This window comes from Streptomyces sp. NPDC044704 (assembly GCF_056433525.1).
In genome coordinates this window covers 199,858-219,892 of sequence record NZ_JBWKGY010000006.1, presented here as the reverse complement: position 1 = coordinate 219,892, position 20,035 = coordinate 199,858, and the positions used below count along the sequence as shown (strand labels likewise).

Here is a 20,035-nt window from a genome sequence, read left to right as displayed (position 1 = left end):
CCGACCGCCGCGGGCCCTCCTACGGGCGGGTGGTGCGCCGTCCCACCGGCTGCCACGGCGCCAGGTAGGCGTTCACGTCGTCCGCGGAGGAGGTGACGTACAGCCGCGCGTCCAGGCCGAGCACCGCGAGGCTGACCAGGTTCTTCCCGGTCATCGTGCTGGACGGGGCGCCGACGAACATCAGCGGCGAACGCTGCCAGGGCCGCCCCCGGCCGACGTCCGAACCCAGCTGCCCGCCCGCCGCCCGGCCGGCGAGGAGGTGCCCGCTCGCCGTCACCGAGCCGAAGCCCTGGAGCCCGCCCAGATCGGTGAGGCCGGTCACCGTCAGCCCGCCCTCGCCGGTGATCAGGGCCGTACGGACGTTGCCCGAACCCGGCTTGCGGAACCAGAGCCGCACCCCGCCCCCGCGGCCGTCGGCGGTCAGCGGGAGGGTGGTCTCCGGCAGTCCGGTGCCGGTGGCCGGGCCCAGCGGGGCGCCCTGCTCCGGCTGCGCCCAGCCGGTCACCGAGCGGGTCGTCGCGGCGAACACCATCCGCCGCCCGGCCCCGTCCGTCGCGGTGACGGGCGTGCCGTGCAGATCGGCGCCGCCGTGCCGCTCCCACGGCCCCCAGCCGCCGTCCGGCCGCAGCGTGCGGCCGCGCAGGGTGTACGCGCCGTCGCGCACGTACACGCCGACCTGCCCGGTGCCGTCGACCGACACGGCGGGCGCGCTGATGTCGGAGGTCCAGTCCTCGTCGGAGGCCTCGGGGGTGCCCAGCGACTCCCAGTCCCCGAACTCCTCGGAGCCGGGGGCCCGCTGGGCGGCGTACACGACCTCGCGCCGGTAGTCGCCGGGATGCTCCCCGAAGGAGGTGCGGGTGCCGAAGACCGCGATCCGGCCGTCCTTCAGGGTGACGGTCGAGACGCCCTGGTCCATGCCGGTGCCGGCGAGCAGGCGCGGTCCGGTCCAGCGGCCTATCAGCCCGTTGCGGTGCCAGAGCGCCACCTGGCCGTCGAGCACCTTGAAGGCCCACAGGCCGTGGCGCTCGTCGGAGGCCAGCCAGGAAGTGCCGTTTCCGCGGGCGTAGTTGATGGACTCCGTCCAGCGGTTGCCCGACGGGTGCTCGGCGACCTTGAGGTCCCCGCAACCGGCCTTGCTGCCGCAGTGGTCCTGCCGGTCGAGCCAGGCGTAGGTGTCGAGTATGTCGAGCTTCTGCCGGGCCTCGTCCGGGCCGAGGGCGCTGGGGAGCGAGCCGTTGAAGTAGCCGACGTAGTTCTGCGTCGCGAAGTGCGGCCGGTCCTTGACGTCCCTCGCGTAGGCGGCGCTCGCCAGCTGCACGAACCGGGCGCCGTAGAAGTGGTCCTGGTGGTCGGTGTACCGCTTGGTGTCCGGGAACCGGCCGGGCGTGGGGTCCTGGAAACGGATGGTGGTCGGCCGGTACCGGTCCAGGATGCCCGCGAGGGTCCGTACGACCTGGTCCTTCGTGTACGAGAACGGCTGCGTGACCGGGGTCCCGGAGGCCAGGGCCGACTCCAGGCGCGGTACCTTGCCTTCCCACAGGCCGCGCAGGCTGTCGGGGACGTCGTGGTGGACGTGGCCCGCTTCGCGCAACTGCAGCCAGACCAGGTTGACCTCGGGCCGGGCGACGAGGACGTCGAGCTCGGCGTGGCCGCCGCCGTCGGTCGGTATCACGGTGCGCTTCCAGGCGCTGCTGCGGTCGCCGGTGGCCATCTGGGCGTAGGCGGCGCGGATGCCGTTCTGGCGGGCCTCGGCGTAGGCCGGCTTGTCGGGCCGGACGGAACCCTCCTTGCCGGCGCCCGCGTTGATGCCGTCGGCTTCGCCGGAGGTGAGGTAGACGGAGGTGACGGCGTGCCCGGCGGCTATGGAGTACCGCAGGTCGGGGTTCATGAAGTACAGGTCGTCGTCGGGATGGGCGACGACCTGGAGCACCCGCCCGGGGTCCGGCGGGCCCACGGCGGTGGCGGTGGTGGACCGCGAGTCGGCGGTGGTGGGGGCGCCGAAGCCGGTCAGGGCCTCGTTGCCGCGCAGGAGGAGCATGCCGCCCGCGGTGGTGGCCGCGCAGACGGCGACCGCCGTGACCAGCCGGGCGAGGCGGGGGTGCTGGGCGTACCCCCGGTGCGCACGGCCCCAACGTCCCGGAGCCGGCCGGGAGCCGGGGTCCGCTTCCGCGCCGGAATCCGCTCCGGCACCGGGCTCACCGGCGGCGTCGGCGTCCGGTTCGCGACCCGGGCCGCCCGTGGCGTCGGCGTCCGGTTCGAGCCCCGGGCCTCCCGCGGCGTCGGCGCCCGGTTCGCCGCCCGGGCCTCCCGCGGCGTGCGGCTCGACCGTCGGCGGACCTGTGGTCGGGGACGGCTCGTGCCCGGACCGTGCCCCGGCGGTTTCCGCCGACGGCCTCCCGGCGTGTTCCTCCCGCCTGAGCCCGGTACGGGCGGGCAGGGTGGGGCCGTTGGGCCCAGTGGGGCTGAAGGGATCGAGGAGGGGGCGTCCTTCGGTCATGGGGCTCCTCGTTGCCGGTCGAGCGGGGACCGGGCCCCCTCACGCATAGATCCATAAGTATTCAGAAAATCTGATAATCAGCCTCATGATCTACGCCACGGCGCGCCGATGAATCGAACGCCGCTCCGGCTAGGCTCACCACAGGACCTGGCCGGGCCACCGGCAGCGACGCACGCGGGAGGCGGCGGGATGACAGTCCCGGGACGCAGGAGCAGCACCTTCATCCGGCTGCTGCGCAGCGGTTTCACCGACCCCTCCGCCGCCGCCCGGCTCCTCGACGCCGACGCGCTGGCCTCCGTACGCACCGACCCGGTGCTCCTCGACGCCCTCGGCGCGACCGCCGACCCGGACCTCGCGCTGCGCGGACTCGTGCGCCTCGCCGAAGCGCAGCCGCCGGACCAGCTGCCCCGGCTCCTCGACACCCTCGTCAGCGCCAAACCCCTGCGCGACCGGCTCCTCGGCGTGCTCGGCGCCTCCGAGGCCCTCGCCGACCACCTCGCCCGCCACCCCCGCGACTGGCTCGCCCTCGTCACCTACGAGGCCGCCGACCTGCACCCCGGGCTCCCCGAGTTCGAACAGGGACTGGCCGAGGCCCACGAACCCGTCGCCCTGCGCGTCGCCTACCGCCGCTGCCTGCTCTCCATCGCCGCCCGCGACGTCTGCGGCACCACCGACGTCGCCCAGACCGCCGCCGAGCTCGCCGACCTCGCCACCGCCACCCTCCGGGCCGCCCTGCGCATCGCGACCGCCGCCGCCCCCCAGGACGCCGCCCAGTGCCGGCTCGCCGTCATCGCCATGGGCAAGTGCGGCGGCAACGAGCTCAACTACGTCTCCGACGTAGACGTGATCTTCGTCGGGGACGCCGCGCCCGGCGCCGACGAGGGCAAGGCCATCCAGGCCGCGACCCGCCTGGCCTCCCACCTCATGCGGATCTGCTCCGAGACCACCGTCGAGGGCACCATCTGGCCCGTCGACGCCAACCTGCGCCCCGAAGGCCGCAACGGCCCCCTCGTGCGCACCCTCGCCTCCCACCTCGCCTACTACCAGCGCTGGGCCAAGACCTGGGAGTTCCAGGCCCTCCTCAAGGCCCGCGCCGTGGCCGGCGACCCCGAGCTCGGCGCCCAGTACATCGCGGCCATAACCCCCCTCGTCTGGCAGGCCGCCGAACGCGAGAACTTCGTCGCCGACGTCCAGAAGATGCGCCGCCGCGTCGTCGACAACATCCCCGCCGCCCAGGTGGACCGCGAACTGAAACTCGGCCCCGGCGGCCTGCGCGACGTCGAGTTCGCCGTCCAGCTGCTCCAGCTCGTCCACGGCCGCGGCGACGCCACCCTCCACTCCGGCACCACCCTCGACGCCCTCCACGCCCTGGCCGCCGGAGGCTACGTCGGCCGCGCCGACGCCGCCCAGCTCAACGACGCCTACCGGTTCCTGCGCGCCATGGAACACCGCATCCAGCTCTACCGGCTGCGCCGCACCCACCTCGTCCCCGAGGACGAACACGACCTGCGCCGCCTCGGCCGCTCCATGGGCCTGCGCACCGAACCCGTCGCCGAACTCAACAAGGCCTGGCGCCGCCACGCCACCGCCGTCCGCCGCCTCCACGAGAAGCTCTTCTACCGGCCGCTCCTCGACGCCGTCGCCCAGCTCACCCCCGGCGAGACCCGGCTCTCCCCCCGAGCCGCCGGCCAGCGCCTCGAAGCCCTCGGCTACGCCGACCCGGCCGGAGCCCTGCGCCACCTCGAAGCCCTCGCCTCCGGCGTCAGCCGCAAGGCCGCCATCCAGCGCACCCTGCTGCCCGTCCTCCTCGGCTGGTTCGCGGACTCCGCCGACCCGGACGCCGGCCTCCTCAACTTCCGCAAGGTCTCCGACGCCCTCGGCAAGACGCCCTGGTACCTGCGCCTGCTGCGCGACGAGGGCGCCGCCGCCGAGAACCTCGCCCGCGTCCTGTCCGCCGGACGCCTCGCCCCCGACCTGCTGATGCGCGCACCCGAGGCCGTCGCCCTGCTCGGCGACCCCGAGAACCTCAAGCCCCGGACCCACGAAGCCCTCGAACAGGAGGTGCTCGCCGCCGTCGGCCGCGCCGAAAGCGGTGAGGCCGCCGTCGCCGCGGCCCGCGGGGTCCGCCGCCGCGAGCTCTTCCGCACCACCGCCGCCGACATCATCTCCTCGTACGGCACGGAGGACAGCCCCGCCGAGACCGACCCCGGCGCCCTCGTCGACCGGGTCGGCGAAGCCGTCTCCGACCTCACCGCCGCCACCATCGCCGGAGCCCTGCGCGCCGCCGTACGCGACCACTGGGGCGAGACGCTCCCCACCCGCTTCGCCGTCATCGGCGTCGGCCGCTTCGGCGGACACGAACTCGGCTACGGCTCCGACGCCGACGTCCTCTTCGTCCACGAACCCCGCGAAGGCGTCGACGAACAGGAAGCCGCCAAGGCCGCCCAGACCGTCATCTCCGAAATGCGCCGACTGCTCCAGCTGCCCACCGCCGACCCGCCGCTGCTCATCGACGCCGACCTGCGCCCCGAAGGCCGCTCCGGCCCCCTGGTGCGCACCCTGTCCTCGTACGCCGCCTACTACCGCCGCTGGTCCCTCACCTGGGAGAGCCAGGCCCTGCTGCGCGCCGTCCCGGTCGCCGGGGACGAGGAACTCGGCCGGCGCTTCATCGACCTCGTCGACCCCCTGCGCTACCCCGTGGAGGGCCTCGGGGAGGAGGCCGTCCGCGAGATCCGCCGGCTCAAGGCGCGCATGGAGACCGAGCGGATGCCGCGCGGAGCCGACTCCACCCTGCACACCAAGCTGGGCCGCGGCGGCCTCAGCGACGTGGAGTGGACCGTCCAGCTGCTCCAGATGCGGCACGCCTGGGCCGAACCCGGCCTGCGCACCACCCGGACCCGCCGGGCCCTGTCCGCCGCCCACGCCGCCGGACTGATCCCGACCGAGGAGGCGCAGATCCTCGACGAGGCCTGGGTGCTCGCCACCCGGGTCCGCAACGCCGTCATGCTGGTCCGCGGCCGGGCCGGGGACACCTTCCCCTCCGAGGCCCGCGAGCTGGCGGCGGTCGGCCGCTACCTCGGCTACCCGGAGGGCCGGGTCGGCGAGATGCTGGACGACTACCGCCGTACGACGCGCCGCGCGCGTGCCGTCGTGGACGACCTGTTCTACGCGGACTGAGCTCCCCGGGCCCGGCCCGGCCCGGCCAGGTCGGGCCCAGCCGGGTCGGGTCCGGTCCTAGGCCGCCTCCCGCAGCCCCCGCGCGTACGCCAGGAACGCGGCCAGGCCCAGGTCGAAGGCCGCGTCCGCGCGTCCCGGGCCCCCGGCGGCCAGCGCGCCGGCCAGCAGCGGGGTCCGCTCCGACGGCTCCCACATGGCCTCGGGCGCCGCCAGGTCCAGGGCCGAGCCCAGGACCAGGTTCTCCAGCCCGGTCAGCAGCGGCATCACCTGCTCCCGGCGGAACCCGGCCGCGAGCAGCAGCGCGACCGCCCGCTCGTACTGGGCGAGCACGCGGGGGGCCCGGACCGGTGTGGTCATCAGCAGCGGAATGGCGCGCGGGTAGGCGGCGAACGCGGCCCGGTAGGAGCGCGCCCACTCCTCCAGCGCCCGGTCCCAGGGGGTCAGCTCCAGCGCGGAACCGGTGATCGAGTCGCAGACCCGCTCCCGGACCAGCTCCACCACCCCGGCCCGGCCGTCCACGTGGTGATACACCGACGCCGTCTGTACCCCGAGCGCCCGGGCGATCTGCGGAACGCTGAACTCCCCTTGCTCCGCGACCAGTTGCAGGGCGGCTGCGGCGATCCGCTCCCGGTCGAGTAGGGGGGTGCGCGGCCGTGCCATGGCTGTTCTCCCTCGTCAAGGTCTTCCCGTACGCCAAAACCGGAGGCTACATTGCCGCAAACCGAAAGCCTTTAGGTTTTCGGATCCCCGCCGCCTGCCGTTCGCAGAAGGGTGCCCCCGCATGCCCGAAACGCCAGAGCCCGCACACAGACCCCCTGCCGGCGCGACCCCCACGACCGCCCTCCACCAGGGCGCCCTCGGCGCCGCCGACATCACCTTCTTCGTCGTCTCCGCCGCCGCCCCCCTCACCGTCATGGCCGGCGTCGCCCCCGTCGCGATCCTCCTCGGCGGCGTCGGCGCCCCCGCCGGCTACCTCCTCGCCGGCCTCACCCTCGCCGTCTTCGCCGTCGGCTTCACCACCATGAGCCGCCACGTCCGCAGCGGCGGCGCCTTCTACGCGTACATCAGCCGCGGCCTCGGCAAGCGCGTCGGCATCGGCGCCGCCCTGCTCGCCCTCATCGGCTACAACGGCATGGAGATCGGCGTCTACGGCCTCCTCGGCACCACCACCGCCGACACCGGACACGCCCTCGCCGGCCTCGACGTCCCCTGGCTGCCCGTCTCCCTCGCCGGGCTCCTGCTCGTCTGGTACGGAGGCTTCCGCTCCATCGACTTCGGCGCGAAGCTCCTCGGAGTCCTCCTCGTCGCCGAGACCGGGATCCTCGTCCTCCTCGCCGCCGGAGTGCTCGCCGAGGGCGGCGCCCACGGCCTCTCCGCCGGCTCCTTCGCCCCCGGCGCCGTCCTCGTCCCCGGCACCGCCGCCGTCCTGGCCTTCGCGTTCGCCGCCTTCACCGGCTTCGAGTCCACCGTCATCTACCGCCGCGAGGCCCGCGACCCCGACCGCACCATCCCCCGCGCCACCTACATCGCCGTCGCCTTCCTCGGCCTCTTCTACGCCTTCGTCGTCTGGACCGTCATCCAGGCCTTCGGCGCCGAAGAGGTCCTCGCGGCCGCCGCCGAAGACCCCGGCGGCCTCTTCTTCGCCGCCATCACCACCTACGTGGGCCCCTGGGCGGCGGACCTCATGCACGTCTTCATCGTCACCAGCGTCATCGCCTCCCTCCTCGCCTTCCACAACGCCATCAACCGCTACGTCCTCGCCCTCTCCGAAGAGGGGGTCCTGCCCGCCGCCCTCGGCCGCGTCCACCCCCGCCACGGCTCCCCGTACCTGGCCGGAGCCGCCCAGACCGCCCTCGGCGCCGTGATCGTCCTCGGTTTCGCCCTCGCCGACGCCGACCCGTACCAACAGCTCCTGCTCTGGGTGAACACCCCCGGCATGATCGGCCTCATGGCCCTGATGCTGCTCGCCGCCATCGCCGTACCCGTCTACTTCCGGCGCACCGCCCACGACGAAGGGCCCTGGCGCACCCTGGTGGCCCCCGTCACCGCGGCCGTCCTGCTGGCCGTCGCGATCTTCCTGGTCGTCTCCAAGGTCGGCCTGTTCACCCTGGCCTCCACCACCGTCAACACCGTCCTCGTGTCCCTCGTCCCCGCCGTGTTCCTCACCGGCCTCGCCCTCGCCCAGCGGCTCAAGACCCGCCGCCCCGAGGTCTACGCGAGCTTCGCCGAAGACCCGTCCGCCGAAGCCGCCCCCACCGCACACCCCCCTCTCGAACCCCTCGAAGGAGCACAGCCGTGCCCGCTGCCGACACCGTCCTCACCGGAGCCCGCGTCCGCACCCTCGACCCCGCCCGCCCCGAGGCCGGCGCGGTAGCCGTCCGCGACGGACACATCGTCGCCGTCGGCCACGAGAGCGACGTACGCGACTGGCGCGGACCCGGCACCCAGGTCCTCGACCTCGCCGGCGCCACCCTCACCCCCGGCCTCACCGACGCCCACAGCCACCCCGTCTGGGGCGTCGAGATGGCCACCGGAACCGACCTCTCCGCCGTGCGCGACCTCGACCAGCTGCGCGCCGCCCTGCGCACCGCGGACCGCGGCCCCGGCGGCTGGGTCCTCGGGTACGGCCTCGACCACAACGCCTTCGGCGGCCGCCCCGTCGACCGGACCCTGATCGAGGAGACCCTCGACGGCGCCCCCGCCTTCCTGCGCCTCTACGACGGCCACTCCGCCCTCGCCACCGGCCCGGCCCTCGCCGCGGCGGGCATCACCGGACCCCGTACCTTCGCCCAGCGCTCCGAGATCGTCTGCGACGAGGACGGCCGCCCCACCGGACACCTCGTCGAACACGCCGCGATGGCCCTCGTCGGAGCCCTCGCCCCCAAGCCCACCCCGGCCGCCCGCCGCGCCCGCCTCCTCACCCTGCTCGGCGAGATGGCCGCCACGGGCCTCACCGGCGCCCACGTCATGGACCTCGGCGACGGCGACGTACCCGCCCTCCTGTCCACCGTCGAGTACGAGGGAGACCTGCCGCTCCGGCTGCGCCTGGCCCCCTGGTGCATGCCGGGCGCGGGCGACGAGGACCTGGCCGAACTGATCGAGCTCCAGCTGACCGGCGGCCGCCACTGGCAGGTCGGCGGCGTCAAGTTCTTCATGGACGGCACCGTCGAGGGCGGCACGGCCTGGCTGGAGCACGCCGACTGCCACGGCCAGGGCACCGACGCGTTCTGGCCCGACCTCCAGGAGTACGCCCGGGCCGTACGGATCCTCGATGCCGCCGGGGTCCGCACCGCCACCCATGCCATCGGCGACGCGGCCGTCCGCCACGTCCTCGACACCGTCGCCTCGCTGGGCGCGCACGCCGCGATGCGGCACCGGATCGAGCACATCGAAACCGTCCCCGACGGCCAGCTGAAGCGGTTCGCGGAGCTCGGGGTCATCGCCTCCATGCAGCCCCCGCACACCGCGTACACCCGCGCCGACCACACCGACGAGTGGTCCAAGCGGCTCGGCGACGAGCGCGCGGCCCGGGCCTGGCGGTGCCGCGACCTGCGGGACGCGGGCGCCGTCCTGGCCCTCGGCTCCGACTGGCCCATCGCCCACCACGACGCCCGCCAGGTCCTCGCCACGGCGCTGCGCCCGCGCGGCGCGGCCGCGGCGGGCCGGTACCTGACCGGGCTGATGGCACTGGAGGGGATGACCTCGCACGCGGCGCTCGCGGCGGGGGAGCAGCGGGTGGCCGGGCGGATCGCGGTGGGCCTGCGGGCGGACCTGACGGCACTGGCCCTCGACCCGGTGACGGCGGCTCCCGACGAACTCGCCGAGGCGCCGGTCGGCCTCACCATGTCCGGCGGCCGGATCACCCACCGCGCGGACGGCCTCTAGAAGGCACGGCCTCTAGAAGAGACGGCCTCCGGAAGAAGGGGAGGGGCTACCGCCGGAAGCGGTCCAGCAGCGCCGCGGCGGGATGCGGGCCGGTGTGCAGGGGGTGACGCGGAAGCCGGTGCGGCAGCGATCCGTACCAGGCCCGCGAGACGGCGTACCCGAAGGCCAGGCACATCATCCCGCCGACCGCGTCCAGCCAGAAGTGGTTCGCGGTGGCCACGATGACGACCAGCGTCGCCGTCGGGTAGAGCAGGCCCAGGATCCGCGCCCACGGCGCCGAGGCGACCGCGAAGATCGTCAGCCCGCACCAGAGCGACCACCCTATGTGCATGGACGGCATCGCCGCGTACTGGTTCGACATGTTCTTCAGGTTCCCGGAGGCCATGGAGCCCCAGGTGTGGTGCACGATCACCGTGTCGATGAAGTCCTGCCCGTTCATCAGCCGGGGCGGCGCGAGCGGGTACAGGTAGTAGCCGACCAGGGCGACGCCCGTGGTGGCGAACAGGATGAGGCGGGTCGCGGCGTAACGCCCCGGGTGGAACCGGTAGATCCACACCAGTACGCCGATCGTCACCACGAAGTGGAGGGTGGCGTAGTAGTAGTTCATGCCGACGATCAGCCACGTCACCGAGTTCACGGCGTGGTTGACGGACTGCTCCACGGCGATGCCGAGGTCCCGCTCCACGCCCCAGATCCAGTCGGCGTTCGCGAGCGCGGCCGCCTTCTGCTCGGGCACGGCGTTGCGGATCAGCGAGTACGTCCAGTAGCTGACGGCGATCAGCAGGATCTCGAACCAGATCCGGGGCCGCCGGGGTGCGCGGAGCCGCGTCAGGAGGGTGCGTTCCGACGCCGGACGGGCCTCGTGCTCGGTCACGTGGGGTGACGAGAGGTCCGTCCGGGTTTCCAGTGTCTTCACGCTCGCTTCACCCATGGGGAGAGAGTCTGCCAGATGGGATCTCGCCTCCGATCATCCCTCCGGACGGTCTTGGGTGCCCCCCGTCCGCCCTGCGGACTACCCCCGGGTCCGTACGACGGTCCGGCCCCGCTGTCAGGGGGCCGCCCGGCCGCCGCGGCGCTGCCCCGGCCCCGAGGCCGTCGAGCCGCGGACCACCAGCTCGGGCAGGAACACGAACTCGCTGTGCGGGGCCGGCGTACCGCCGATCTCCTCCAGCAGGGTCCGCACCGCCGCCTGCCCCATGGCCTGCACGGGCTGGCGGATCGTCGTCAGCGGCGGATCGGTGAACGCTATGAGGGGGGAGTCGTCGAAGCCCACGACCGACACGTCGTGCGGGACGCGCAGCCCCTGCTGCCGGGCGGCCCGGATCGCACCCAGCGCCATCATGTCGCTCGCGCACACCACGGCGGTGCAGCCCCGGGAGATCAGCGCGGCCGCCGCGGCCTGACCGCCCTCCAGGGTGTAGAGGGAGTGCTGGATCAGCTCCTCCGTCCCGGCCTCGTCGAGCCCGAGCCGCTCCTTCATCCCCAGCCGGAAGCCCTCGATCTTGCGGAGCACCGGCACGAACCGCTTCGGCCCGACCGCGAGCCCGATCCGGGTGTGCCCGAGCGCCGTCAGGTGGGTCACCGCGAGCTGCATCGCGGCCCGGTCGTCGGGGGACACGAAGGGCGCCCGCACCTTGTCGGAGAAGCCGTTGATCAGGACGTACGGGACGCCCTGGCCGCGGAGTTGGTCGTAGCGGCCCATGTCGGCGGTGGTGTCGGCGTGCAGCCCCGAGACGAAGATGATCCCCGAGACGCCCCGGTCGACCAGCATCTCGGTCAGCTCGTCCTCGGTGGACCCGCCCGGCGTCTGCGTCGCCAGCACCGGGGTGTACCCCTGCCGGGTCAGCGCCTGCCCGATGACCTGCGCGAGCGCCGGGAAGATCGGGTTGTCCAGTTCGGGAGTTATCAGGCCGACGAGCCCCGCGCTGCGCTGCCGCAGCCGTACGGGCCGCTCGTAGCCGAGCACGTCGAGCGCGGCCAGCACGGACTCGCGGGTGCCTGCGGCCACACCGGGCTTGCCGTTGAGCACGCGGCTGACTGTGGCTTCGCTGACCCCCGCCTGGGCTGCGATGTCGGCTAGCCGTGCGGTCACGGGATTGGACTGTACCGGGCGCACGTTCAGATTGCCCACCACGTGCAGGAATCGGCGGGCAGCCGGACCGTACGCCCGTCCGTCTCCACCGGCGCACTGGACAGCACGGGCCGCCCCGGGCAGGGCAGCTCCACCGACTCCGGCCGGGTGTTGAGGGTGCAGGCGAAGCCGGGACGGGAGAACAGGAGCACCCCCTCGGGCGCCGGCAGCCACTCCATCCCCGACGGGGCCGCGGCCCCGCACTCCGGAGCCGGCCGGCCCGCTTCCGGCGCGCCCAGCCCCGGGATGGCCCGCCGCAGTTCCAGCGCGGCCCGGTACAGCTCCAGGGTGGAATGCGGATCCCCGGTCTGCGCGGCGACGCTCAGGGGGCCCCAGCCCGCGGGCTGCGGCAGCCAGGTCCCGCCGCCGCCGAAGCCGTACGGCGGCTCCTCGCCGGACCAGGGCAGCGGGATCCGGCAGCCGTCACGGAGCCCGTCCTGCCCGGCGGCCTCGGCGGCCTCGGCGGCCCCGGCGGCATCGCCGGGGACCGGGGCCTCGGCGGGTACGGCGCCCCCTGCCGGACCCGTCACCCCGGCGGCGCCCGCCGCCCCGGCTCCGGCGCCCGCCGCCCCGGCCGCCTCCGGCCGGCGCCGGCCCCGCCGGAACGCCGGGTCCCGGCGGGCCTCCTCGGGCAGGTCGGTCACCTCCGGCAGACCCAGCTCCTCGCCCTGGTACACGTACGCCGAACCCGGCAGGGCCAGCATCAGCAGCGCCGCCGCCCGCGCCCGGGCCAGCCCCCGCGCCCCGCCCCCGTACCGCGTCACGTGCCGCACCACGTCGTGGTTCGACAGCACCCACGTGGTCGGCGCCCCCACCGACGCGGTCGCCGCCAGGGACTCGTCGATGACCGTCCGCATCGCGGCCGGGTCCCACGGACAGTTCAGGAACCGGAAGTTGAACGCCTGGTGCAGCTCGTCGGGGCGGACGTACAGCGCCAGCCGGTCCGAGGTCGGCGCCCAGGCCTCGGCGACCCCGATCCGCTGCCCCCCGTAGGAGTCCAGGAGCCGCCGCCAGGAGCGGTGGATCTCGTGGACCCCGTCCTGGTCGAAGAAGGGGAGCGGCTCGGTGCCGATCAGCGTGGCCTGGGCGCCGCGGCCGATGTCGGGCAGCCCGGGCGCCTTCACCATGCCGTGGGCCACGTCGACGCGGAAGCCGTCCACCCCCAGGTCCAGCCAGAACCGCAGGACGGACGCGAACTCGGCGGCGACCTCCGGATGCTCCCAGTCGAGGTCGGGCTGCTCCGGGGCGAAGAGGTGCAGGTACCAGTCCCCGTCCGGCACCCGGGTCCAGGCCGGACCGCCGAACACCGACTCCCAGTCGTTCGGCGGCTCGGAGCCGTCCGCGCCGCGCCCCGGGCGGAACAGGTACCGCTCGCGGGCGCCCGGCTGCCCGGCGAGGGCCTCCTGGAACCAGGGGTGCCGCTCGGAGGTGTGGTTCGGGACCACGTCGACGATGACCCGCAGGCCGAGCGCGTGCGCGGCGCGGACCAGGTCGTCGGCGTCGGAGAGGTCCCCGAAGAGGGGGTCGACGGCGCGGTAGTCCGCGACGTCGTAGCCGCCGTCCGCCTGGGGCGAGACGTAGAAGGGGGTCAGCCACACGGCGTCGACGCCGAGCCGGGCCAGGTGCGGGAGCCGCTCGCGGACCCCGCGCAGGTCGCCGACGCCGTCCCCGTCGCTGTCCGCGAAGGAGCGCACGTAGACCTGGTAGATGACGGCATCGCGCCACCAGCCGCCGCTCGCGGACGTTTTGCTGGAAGCGCTTGCAAGCCCGGAGGCCGTCAACTCGTGGGTCATATCGGGGTCAACGCGGGTACACACCCCATGGTTGCGGGCCCGGTCACTCGAAGGTGCCTCGAACTAACAGCAAGCTGCGGCAACCGTACGGACACACGCATGTAACGATCAGCACGTCTTGCAGAAAATTGCCGCAAGCTCTTTCGGACGGCTTTCAGTCTTGTTACGTTCCTGGCAACTCGGGACCGCAGGGACGCGGCCGGGATCATCGAAGGAGTTCATATGCGGCGTGGCATAGCGGCCACCGCGCTGGTCGCGGCCCTGGCGCTCGCGGCGACGGCTTGCGGCGGTGACACCAAGGACGACGGCGGTGACGTCAAGACCGGCGGCGAACTGAGCGGCACGGTCACCTGGTGGGACACCTCGAACGAGGCCGAGAAGGCGAGCTTCCAGAAGATCGCCGAGGCGTTCACCGCCAAGCACCCGAAGGTCACGGTCAAGTACGTCAACGTCCCGTACGGCGACGCGCAGAACAAGGTCAAGAACGCCTTCAACACCGGCGCCGAGGCCCCTGACGTGATCCGCGCCGACGTCGGCTGGGTCGCCGACTTCGCCTCCCTCGGCTACCTCGACGAGGTCCCCGCCGAGACGGCCAAGAAGATCGACGCCGAGTTCCTGCCGCAGGCCGCGGCCAGCGGCAAGTTCGAGGGCAAGACCTACGCGGTCCCGCAGGTCATCGACACCCTCGGCCTCTTCTACAACAAGAAGATGCTCGCGGACGCCGGGGTCCAGCCCCCCACCACGCTGGAGGAGCTGAAGACGGCCGCCGCCGCCATCAAGGCGAAGAGCGGCAAGACCGGCCTCTACCTGCGCGGCGACGACTCGTACTGGTTCCTCCCCTTCATCTACGGCGAGGGCGGCGACCTCGTCGACGCCAAGAACAAGACGGTCACCGTCGACAACGCCGCGGGCGTCAAGGCCTTCAAGGCCGCCCGCGACCTCGTCTCCTCGGGCGCCGCGGTCACCAACGCGACCGACGGCTGGACCAACATGCAGACGGCCTTCAAGTCCGGCGAGGCCGCCATGATGATCAACGGCCCCTGGGCCGTCGCCGACAGCTACGCCGGCGAGCAGTTCAAGGACAAGGCCAACCTCGGCGTCGCCGCCGTCCCGGCCGGCTCCGCCAAGGCGGGCGCCCCCCAGGGCGGCCACGACCTCGCCGTGTACGCCGGCTCCAAGAACCGCGCCGCCGCGCACGCCTTCGTCGAGTACCTCACCTCCCAGGAGGTGCAGGTCCAGTCCGCCAAGGACCTGAGCCTGCTGCCCACCCGTACCGCCGCCTACGAGCAGCCGGACGTCAAGAGCAGCGAGATGGTCCAGTTCTTCAAGCCGGCCGTCGACAAGGCCGTCGAGCGCGCCTGGATCCCGGAGAACGGCTCCCTCTTCGAGCCGCTGAAGGTCGAGTACACCAAGGCCGTCACCGGCACCTCCACCCCGGAGGAGGCCGCCAAGGCCGCCGGCGCCGAGTTCCGCAAGATCCTCAAGGGCTGGAAGTAACGAACCATGGCTGCTCACACCAGCCAGTCGGTGGCGAAGGCCGCGGGCGGGGAAGTCGGCACCACCGACCCCGCCCGCGGCCGGAGCCGCAGGACTGACAGCGACAGCACCCGCGGCGGCGGGCGCGGCGGGATCAAGCGCGCCCTCGCCACGCACTGGTACGCCTGGGCCATGATCGCCCCGGTCGTGCTCGTCCTCGGCGTGATCATCGGCTGGCCGCTCGTGCGCGGCGTCTACCTGTCGCTGACCGACGCCAACGAGCGCAACGTCGCCCGGACCATCGGCGCCCGCCACATCGAGGCCACCTACGAGTTCGTCGGCCTCGACAACTACGCGGCCGTGCTCGGCGACCCGGTGTTCCTGCAGCGGCTGGTGTGGACGGTGGTGTGGACCGTCGCGTGCGTGTCCATCACCTTCGCCCTCGGCCTCGCCCTGGCCAACATGCTCAACCGGCAGTTCCGGGGCCGCGCCGCCTACCGGATGGCGCTCATCCTCCCCTGGGCCGTCCCCGGCTTCGTCTCCGTCTTCGCCTGGCGGTTCCTCTTCAACCGCGACAACGGCATCCTCAACAAGGTCCTCGACGGCGGCGGCATCGCCGCGATCCCGTGGCTCGACGACCCCACCTGGGCCAAGTTCTCCGTCATCGCCGTCAACGTCTGGCTCGGCGTCCCCTTCATGATGGTCGCCCTCCTCGGCGGCCTCCAGTCCATCCCCGGCGAGCTCTACGAGGCCGCCGAGATGGACGGCGCCGGCCCCTGGCAGAGGTTCCGCCACATCACCCTGCCCGGCCTGCGCGCGGTGAGCATGACCGTCATCCTGCTCTCCACCATCTGGACCTTCAACATGTTCCCGGTGATCTTCCTGCTCACCCGCGGCGGACCCGGGGACTCCACCGAGATCCTCGTGACCCAGGCCTTCCGCGAGGCCTTCATCGCCAGCCCGCGCGACTTCGCCGGCTCCGCGACGTGGGGCGTCCTCATCCTCGCGCTGCTCATGATCTTCGCGCTGGTCTACCGGCGGTCGCTGCGCAAGCAGGGAGAGGTGTGGTGACCATGACCACCGAGACCACTGCCGCCAACGGGGCCAACGGTGCCAACGGGGCCGGTACGGCCGACGGGACGACCGGGGCCACCGGGGCGACCGCGAGCCGCCCGGCCGCGCCGAACCCCGTCCGCCCCCGGGGCAGCCGCTCCCCGCTCGCCTCCTTCGGCCTGCACGCCACGCTCGTCGTCGCGTCCGTGATCGCCGTCTTCCCGGTGCTCTGGATCCTGCTGACCTCGCTCAAGCCCGCGCAGCACGCCATCACCACCGACTTCGTCAAGGAACCGACGCTCGCGAACTACAGCCACCTGCTGGACGACACCCACTTCCTCAGCTGGTTCGCGAACTCCGTCCTCGTCGCCGGCGTCACCACGGTCCTCGGCGTGTTCATCGCCGCCACCACCGGATACGCCGTCAGCCGCTTCAAGTTCCCCGGCATGAAACCCCTCATGTGGACCCTGCTCATCACGCAGATGTTCCCCATGGCCATCCTCATCGTCCCGCTCTACAACCTGATGGGAGAGCTCGGGCTGCTCAACCAGCCGCTCGGCCTGATCATCACGTACCTCACCATCGCCGTGCCGTTCTGCGCGTGGATGATGAAGGGCTTCTTCGACACCATCCCCGTCGAGATCGACGAATCCGGACGCGTCGACGGACTCAACCCCTTCGGCACCTTCTGGCGGCTGATCCTCCCGCTCGCCAAGCCCGGCCTCGCCGTCACCGGCTTCTACGCCTTCATCACCGCCTGGGGCGAAGTCGCCTACGCCTCCGCCTTCATGGTCGGCGACGAGAACCTCACCCTGGCCGGCGGACTCCAGACCTTCGTCACCCAGTACACCTCCAACTGGGGAGCCATGAGCGCGGCCTCCGTCCTCATCGCCATCCCCGCGGCCGTCTTCTTCCTCTTCGCCCAGCGTCACCTCGTCGCCGGGATGACGGCAGGCGCCACCAAGGGCTGACCACCCGCGCCCGCCCCGTACCACCCGGCCAGACCTCTCCAAGGACGACATGACCCAGCACCTCGCCGACGCACTTCCCGCCCCGACCGGCACCCGGCCCGGTTGGTGGAGAGAAGCGGTGATCTACCAGGTCTATCCGCGCAGCTTCGCCGACTCCAACGGGGACGGCATGGGGGACCTCGAAGGCATCCGCACCCGACTGCCCTACCTCAAGGAGCTCGGCGTCGACGCCGTGTGGCTGAGCCCCTTCTACGCCTCCCCGCAGGCCGACGCCGGCTACGACGTCGCCGACTACCGGGCCATCGACCCCATGTTCGGCACCCTGCACGACGCCGACGCCGTCATACGCGAAGCCCACGCCCTGGGCCTGCGCATCATCGTCGACCTCGTCCCCAACCACTGCTCCGACCAGCACGAATGGTTCAAGCAGGCACTGCGGGAAGGCCCCGGCACCCCGCTGCGCGAACGCTTCCACTTCCGGCCGGGCCGGGGAGCCGACGGCGCGGAGCCCCCCAACGACTGGGAGTCCATCTTCGGCGGCCCCGCCTGGACCCGCGTCGCCGACGGCGAGTGGTACCTGCACCTCTTCGCCCCCGAGCAGCCCGACTTCAACTGGGAACACCCCGCCGTCCAGGACGAGTTCCGCTCCATCCTGCGGTTCTGGCTCGACCTCGGCGCCGACGGCTTCCGCATCGACGTCGCCCACGGCCTCGTCAAGGCCCCCGGCCTGCCCGACCTCGGCCGCGACGAACAGCTCAAGCTCCTCGGCAACCAGGTCCTGCCCTTCTTCGACCAGGACGGCGTCCACGAGATCTACCGCTCCTGGCGCACCGTCCTCGACGAGTACGCGGGCGACCGCATCGGCGTCGCCGAGGCCTGGACCCCCAGCGCCGACCGCACCGCCCTCTACCTGCGCCCCGACGAGCTCCACCAGGCCTTCAACTTCCACTACCTCAGCACCGGCTGGGACGCCGAGGCCCTGCGCGGCGCCATCGACGACTCCCTCGACTCGATGCGGCCCGTCGGCGCCCCCACCACCTGGGTGCTGTCCAACCACGACGTCGTACGCCACCGCACCCGCTTCGGCAGCCTGGACCGGGCCCGCGCCGCCGCGCTCCTCATGCTGGCCCTGCCCGGATCGGCATACGTCTACCAGGGCGAGGAACTCGGCCTGCCCGAGGTCACCGACCTGCCCGACGAGGTCCGCCAGGACCCCTCCTTCTTCAAGGAGAACGGCCAGGACGGCCTCCGCGACGGCTGCCGCGTCCCCCTCCCGTGGTCCGGCGACCAGGCCCCGTACGGCTTCGGCGACGGCGGCAGCTGGCTGCCCCAGCCCGCCGAATGGGCCGGCCTGAGCGTCGAGGCGCAGACCGGTGACCCCGCCTCCACCCTGGAGCTGTACCGGGCCGCCCTGCGGATCCGGCGCGAGCACGCCGACCTCGGCGCCGGCGACGCCGTCGCATGGCTGCCCGCGCCCGCCGGGGTCCTCGCGTTCCGCCGCGGCGATTTCGTCTGCACGGTCAACACCACCGGCGAACCCGTCGCGTTCGCGGCGCCCGGCGAAGTGCTGCTGTCCAGCGCGGAGCTCGACGCGGCCGGTGTCCTTCCCGCCGACAGCACCGTGTGGTGGCGGGGGTGACTTCCCCGCTGCGGCTGACGGACATCGCCGCGCAGGCCCAGGTCAGCGAGGCGACCGTCAGCCGCGTGCTCAACGGCAAGTCGGGCGTGGCCGCCGGCACCCGTCACAAGGTGCTGGCCGCGCTCGACCTGCTCGGCTACGAGCGGCCCGTACGGCTCAAGCGGCGCAGCAACGGCCTGGTCGGGCTGCTCATCCCCGAGCTCACCAACCCCATCTTCCCGGCGTTCGCCCAGGTCATCGAGCAGGCCCTGGCCGGGCACGGGTACACGCCCGTGCTGTGCACGCAGACACCGGGAGGGGCCACCGAGGACGAACTGGTGGAGCAGCTGGAGGAGCGCGGCGTCACCGGGATCGTCTTCCTGTCCGGCCTGCACGCCGACGGCCACGCCGACCCGGCGCGCTACCAGCGGCTGGCGGCGCGCGGAGTGCCGTTCGTCCTCATCAACGGGTTCAACGAACGCATCAGCGCCCCCTTCGTCTCCCCGGACGACCGTGCGGCCGCGGACATGGCCGTCCGGCACCTGGAGGAACTCGGGCACCGGCGCATCGGCCTGGCCATCGGGCCCACCCGGTACGTGCCCTCGGCCCGCAAGGAGCAGGGGTTCCTCGCGGCGGTGCCCTCCGCCGAGGAGGAAGGGCTGATCCAGCGCACCCTGTTCACGGTGGAAGGGGGCCACGCGGCCGGCGGCGCCCTCCTGGACCGGGGCTGCACCGGCATCGTGTGCGGCAGCGACCCGATGGCACTCGGCGTCGTACGGGCGGCCCGCGAACGGGGGCTGCGGGTGCCGGAGGACGTGTCGGTGGTCGGCTTCGACGACTCCCCGCTCATCGCCTTCACCGACCCGCCCCTGACGACGGTCCGCCAGCCGGTCCGCGCCATGGCCACGGCCGCGGTCGGCGCCCTCCTCGAAGCGGTGGCGGGCACCCCCGTCCAGCGCACGGAGTACGTCTTCCAACCGGAGCTGGTGGTCAGGGGCTCGACGGGGCCGGGGCCGGGGGAGTAGCGGGGTCCTGGCCGGTCCGCGTCAGGGAGGGTTTGGTGGTTTCCCGTCAGTCTCATCGTCTCTCCGGGGTGGACCGGTCCCTCAAGGGCGCTCCTCCTTCGTCGTCGCGTCGCTTCGCGATGGCCTTCGGCCACCCTTGACCGACCGCCCCACCCCGGAAAGCCGAAGACAGCCGGGAACCCCCCAAAAGAACGGTCACGGGGACGGACAAACAGGAGCGGCCCCGTCAGCGATGAGGCGAGGGGCCGGGGGCCGGTAGGCCGGGCATACGGCCCCCTCGCGCCCCCTTCCGGGACCGAGCCACCGGCTACCCACCCGAAATGACGACTACATCAACCTGGGGCGCAGTCAGGCGCGTCGGATCGCTACGCGCTCCTCTCGGCTTAGCGTCCGACGACCGCCTGGGGCT

The 20,035-nt window shown here is 73.1% G+C and carries 13 protein-coding genes; 8 read left to right on the top strand and 5 right to left on the bottom strand.

Annotated features, from left to right (window positions below; genetic code table 11):
- Positions 1–19 precede the first annotated feature (19 nt).
- Entirely contained in the window at positions 20–2,497 is a 2,478-nt protein-coding gene (locus AC07B0_RS17735; RefSeq protein ID WP_478898557.1) for a PIG-L family deacetylase, read from the bottom strand.
- Between the two features lie 189 nt (positions 2,498–2,686).
- Between AC07B0_RS17735 and AC07B0_RS17730 the strand changes: the two genes are divergently transcribed.
- On the top strand, positions 2,687–5,674 hold the full coding sequence (locus tag AC07B0_RS17730; protein WP_356877462.1) for a bifunctional [glutamine synthetase] adenylyltransferase/[glutamine synthetase]-adenylyl-L-tyrosine phosphorylase: 2,988 nt from the start codon (positions 2,687–2,689) through the stop codon (positions 5,672–5,674).
- 57 nt (positions 5,675–5,731) lie between these two features.
- On the opposite strand, the gene AC07B0_RS17725 is transcribed toward AC07B0_RS17730, so the two are convergent.
- Positions 5,732–6,334 carry a TetR/AcrR family transcriptional regulator gene (locus AC07B0_RS17725; protein ID WP_356877463.1) on the bottom strand — a complete coding sequence of 201 codons (603 nt, stop codon included), beginning with the start codon at positions 6,332–6,334 and terminating at the stop codon, positions 5,732–5,734.
- A 121-nt stretch (positions 6,335–6,455) separates the two neighbouring features.
- Between AC07B0_RS17725 and AC07B0_RS17720 the strand changes: the two genes are divergently transcribed.
- Both AC07B0_RS17720 and AC07B0_RS17715 read left to right on the top strand, forming a co-directional pair.
- Positions 6,456–8,048 carry an APC family permease gene (locus tag AC07B0_RS17720; RefSeq protein ID WP_478898556.1) on the top strand — a complete coding sequence of 531 codons (1,593 nt, stop codon included), beginning with the start codon at positions 6,456–6,458 and terminating at the stop codon, positions 8,046–8,048.
- Positions 7,970–9,559, top strand: a complete 1,590-nt coding sequence (locus AC07B0_RS17715) for an amidohydrolase (protein ID WP_356877465.1) — start codon at positions 7,970–7,972, stop codon at positions 9,557–9,559. The genes AC07B0_RS17720 and AC07B0_RS17715 overlap by 79 nt, the downstream gene beginning before the upstream one ends.
- Before the next feature lie 46 nt (positions 9,560–9,605).
- Here the strand turns inward: AC07B0_RS17715 and AC07B0_RS17710 are convergent, their stop codons facing one another.
- The 3 genes from AC07B0_RS17710 to AC07B0_RS17700 all read right to left on the bottom strand — a co-directional run bounded on the left by AC07B0_RS17710 (position 9,606) and on the right by AC07B0_RS17700 (position 13,483).
- Positions 9,606–10,490 (bottom strand): phosphatase PAP2 family protein, encoded by an 885-nt coding sequence (locus tag AC07B0_RS17710; RefSeq protein WP_467290928.1) that lies wholly within the window; start codon positions 10,488–10,490, stop codon positions 9,606–9,608.
- Positions 10,491–10,607: 117 nt separating this feature from the next.
- Positions 10,608–11,651, bottom strand: coding sequence for a LacI family DNA-binding transcriptional regulator (locus AC07B0_RS17705; protein WP_356877467.1), 1,044 nt, complete (start codon positions 11,649–11,651; stop codon positions 10,608–10,610).
- A 26-nt stretch (positions 11,652–11,677) separates the two neighbouring features.
- Positions 11,678–13,483 carry a glycoside hydrolase family 13 protein gene (locus AC07B0_RS17700; RefSeq protein ID WP_478898555.1) on the bottom strand — a complete coding sequence of 602 codons (1,806 nt, stop codon included), beginning with the start codon at positions 13,481–13,483 and terminating at the stop codon, positions 11,678–11,680.
- 222 nt (positions 13,484–13,705) lie between these two features.
- Between AC07B0_RS17700 and AC07B0_RS17695 the strand changes: the two genes are divergently transcribed.
- Genes AC07B0_RS17695 through AC07B0_RS17675 form a run of 5 tightly spaced genes read left to right on the top strand, consistent with a single transcriptional unit; the run spans position 13,706 to position 19,626 of the window.
- Positions 13,706–14,980, top strand: coding sequence for an extracellular solute-binding protein (locus AC07B0_RS17695; RefSeq protein WP_356877469.1), 1,275 nt, complete (start codon positions 13,706–13,708; stop codon positions 14,978–14,980).
- A 6-nt stretch (positions 14,981–14,986) separates the two neighbouring features.
- Positions 14,987–16,030: a carbohydrate ABC transporter permease gene (locus AC07B0_RS17690; RefSeq protein ID WP_356877470.1), complete on the top strand. Its 1,044-nt coding sequence runs from the start codon at positions 14,987–14,989 to the stop codon at positions 16,028–16,030.
- Positions 16,027–16,983 carry a sugar ABC transporter permease gene (locus AC07B0_RS17685; protein WP_478898554.1) on the top strand — a complete coding sequence of 319 codons (957 nt, stop codon included), beginning with the start codon at positions 16,027–16,029 and terminating at the stop codon, positions 16,981–16,983. The genes AC07B0_RS17690 and AC07B0_RS17685 overlap by 4 nt, the downstream gene beginning before the upstream one ends.
- Before the next feature lie 49 nt (positions 16,984–17,032).
- The gene (locus tag AC07B0_RS17680; RefSeq protein WP_469379898.1) at positions 17,033–18,622 is read left to right on the top strand and encodes a glycoside hydrolase family 13 protein; all 1,590 of its coding nucleotides are present in this window, start codon (positions 17,033–17,035) and stop codon (positions 18,620–18,622) included.
- Entirely contained in the window at positions 18,610–19,626 is a 1,017-nt protein-coding gene (locus AC07B0_RS17675) for a LacI family DNA-binding transcriptional regulator (RefSeq protein WP_356877473.1), read from the top strand. Before AC07B0_RS17680 ends, AC07B0_RS17675 begins: the two co-directional genes overlap by 13 nt.
- The last annotated feature ends 409 nt before the right edge of the window (positions 19,627–20,035 follow it).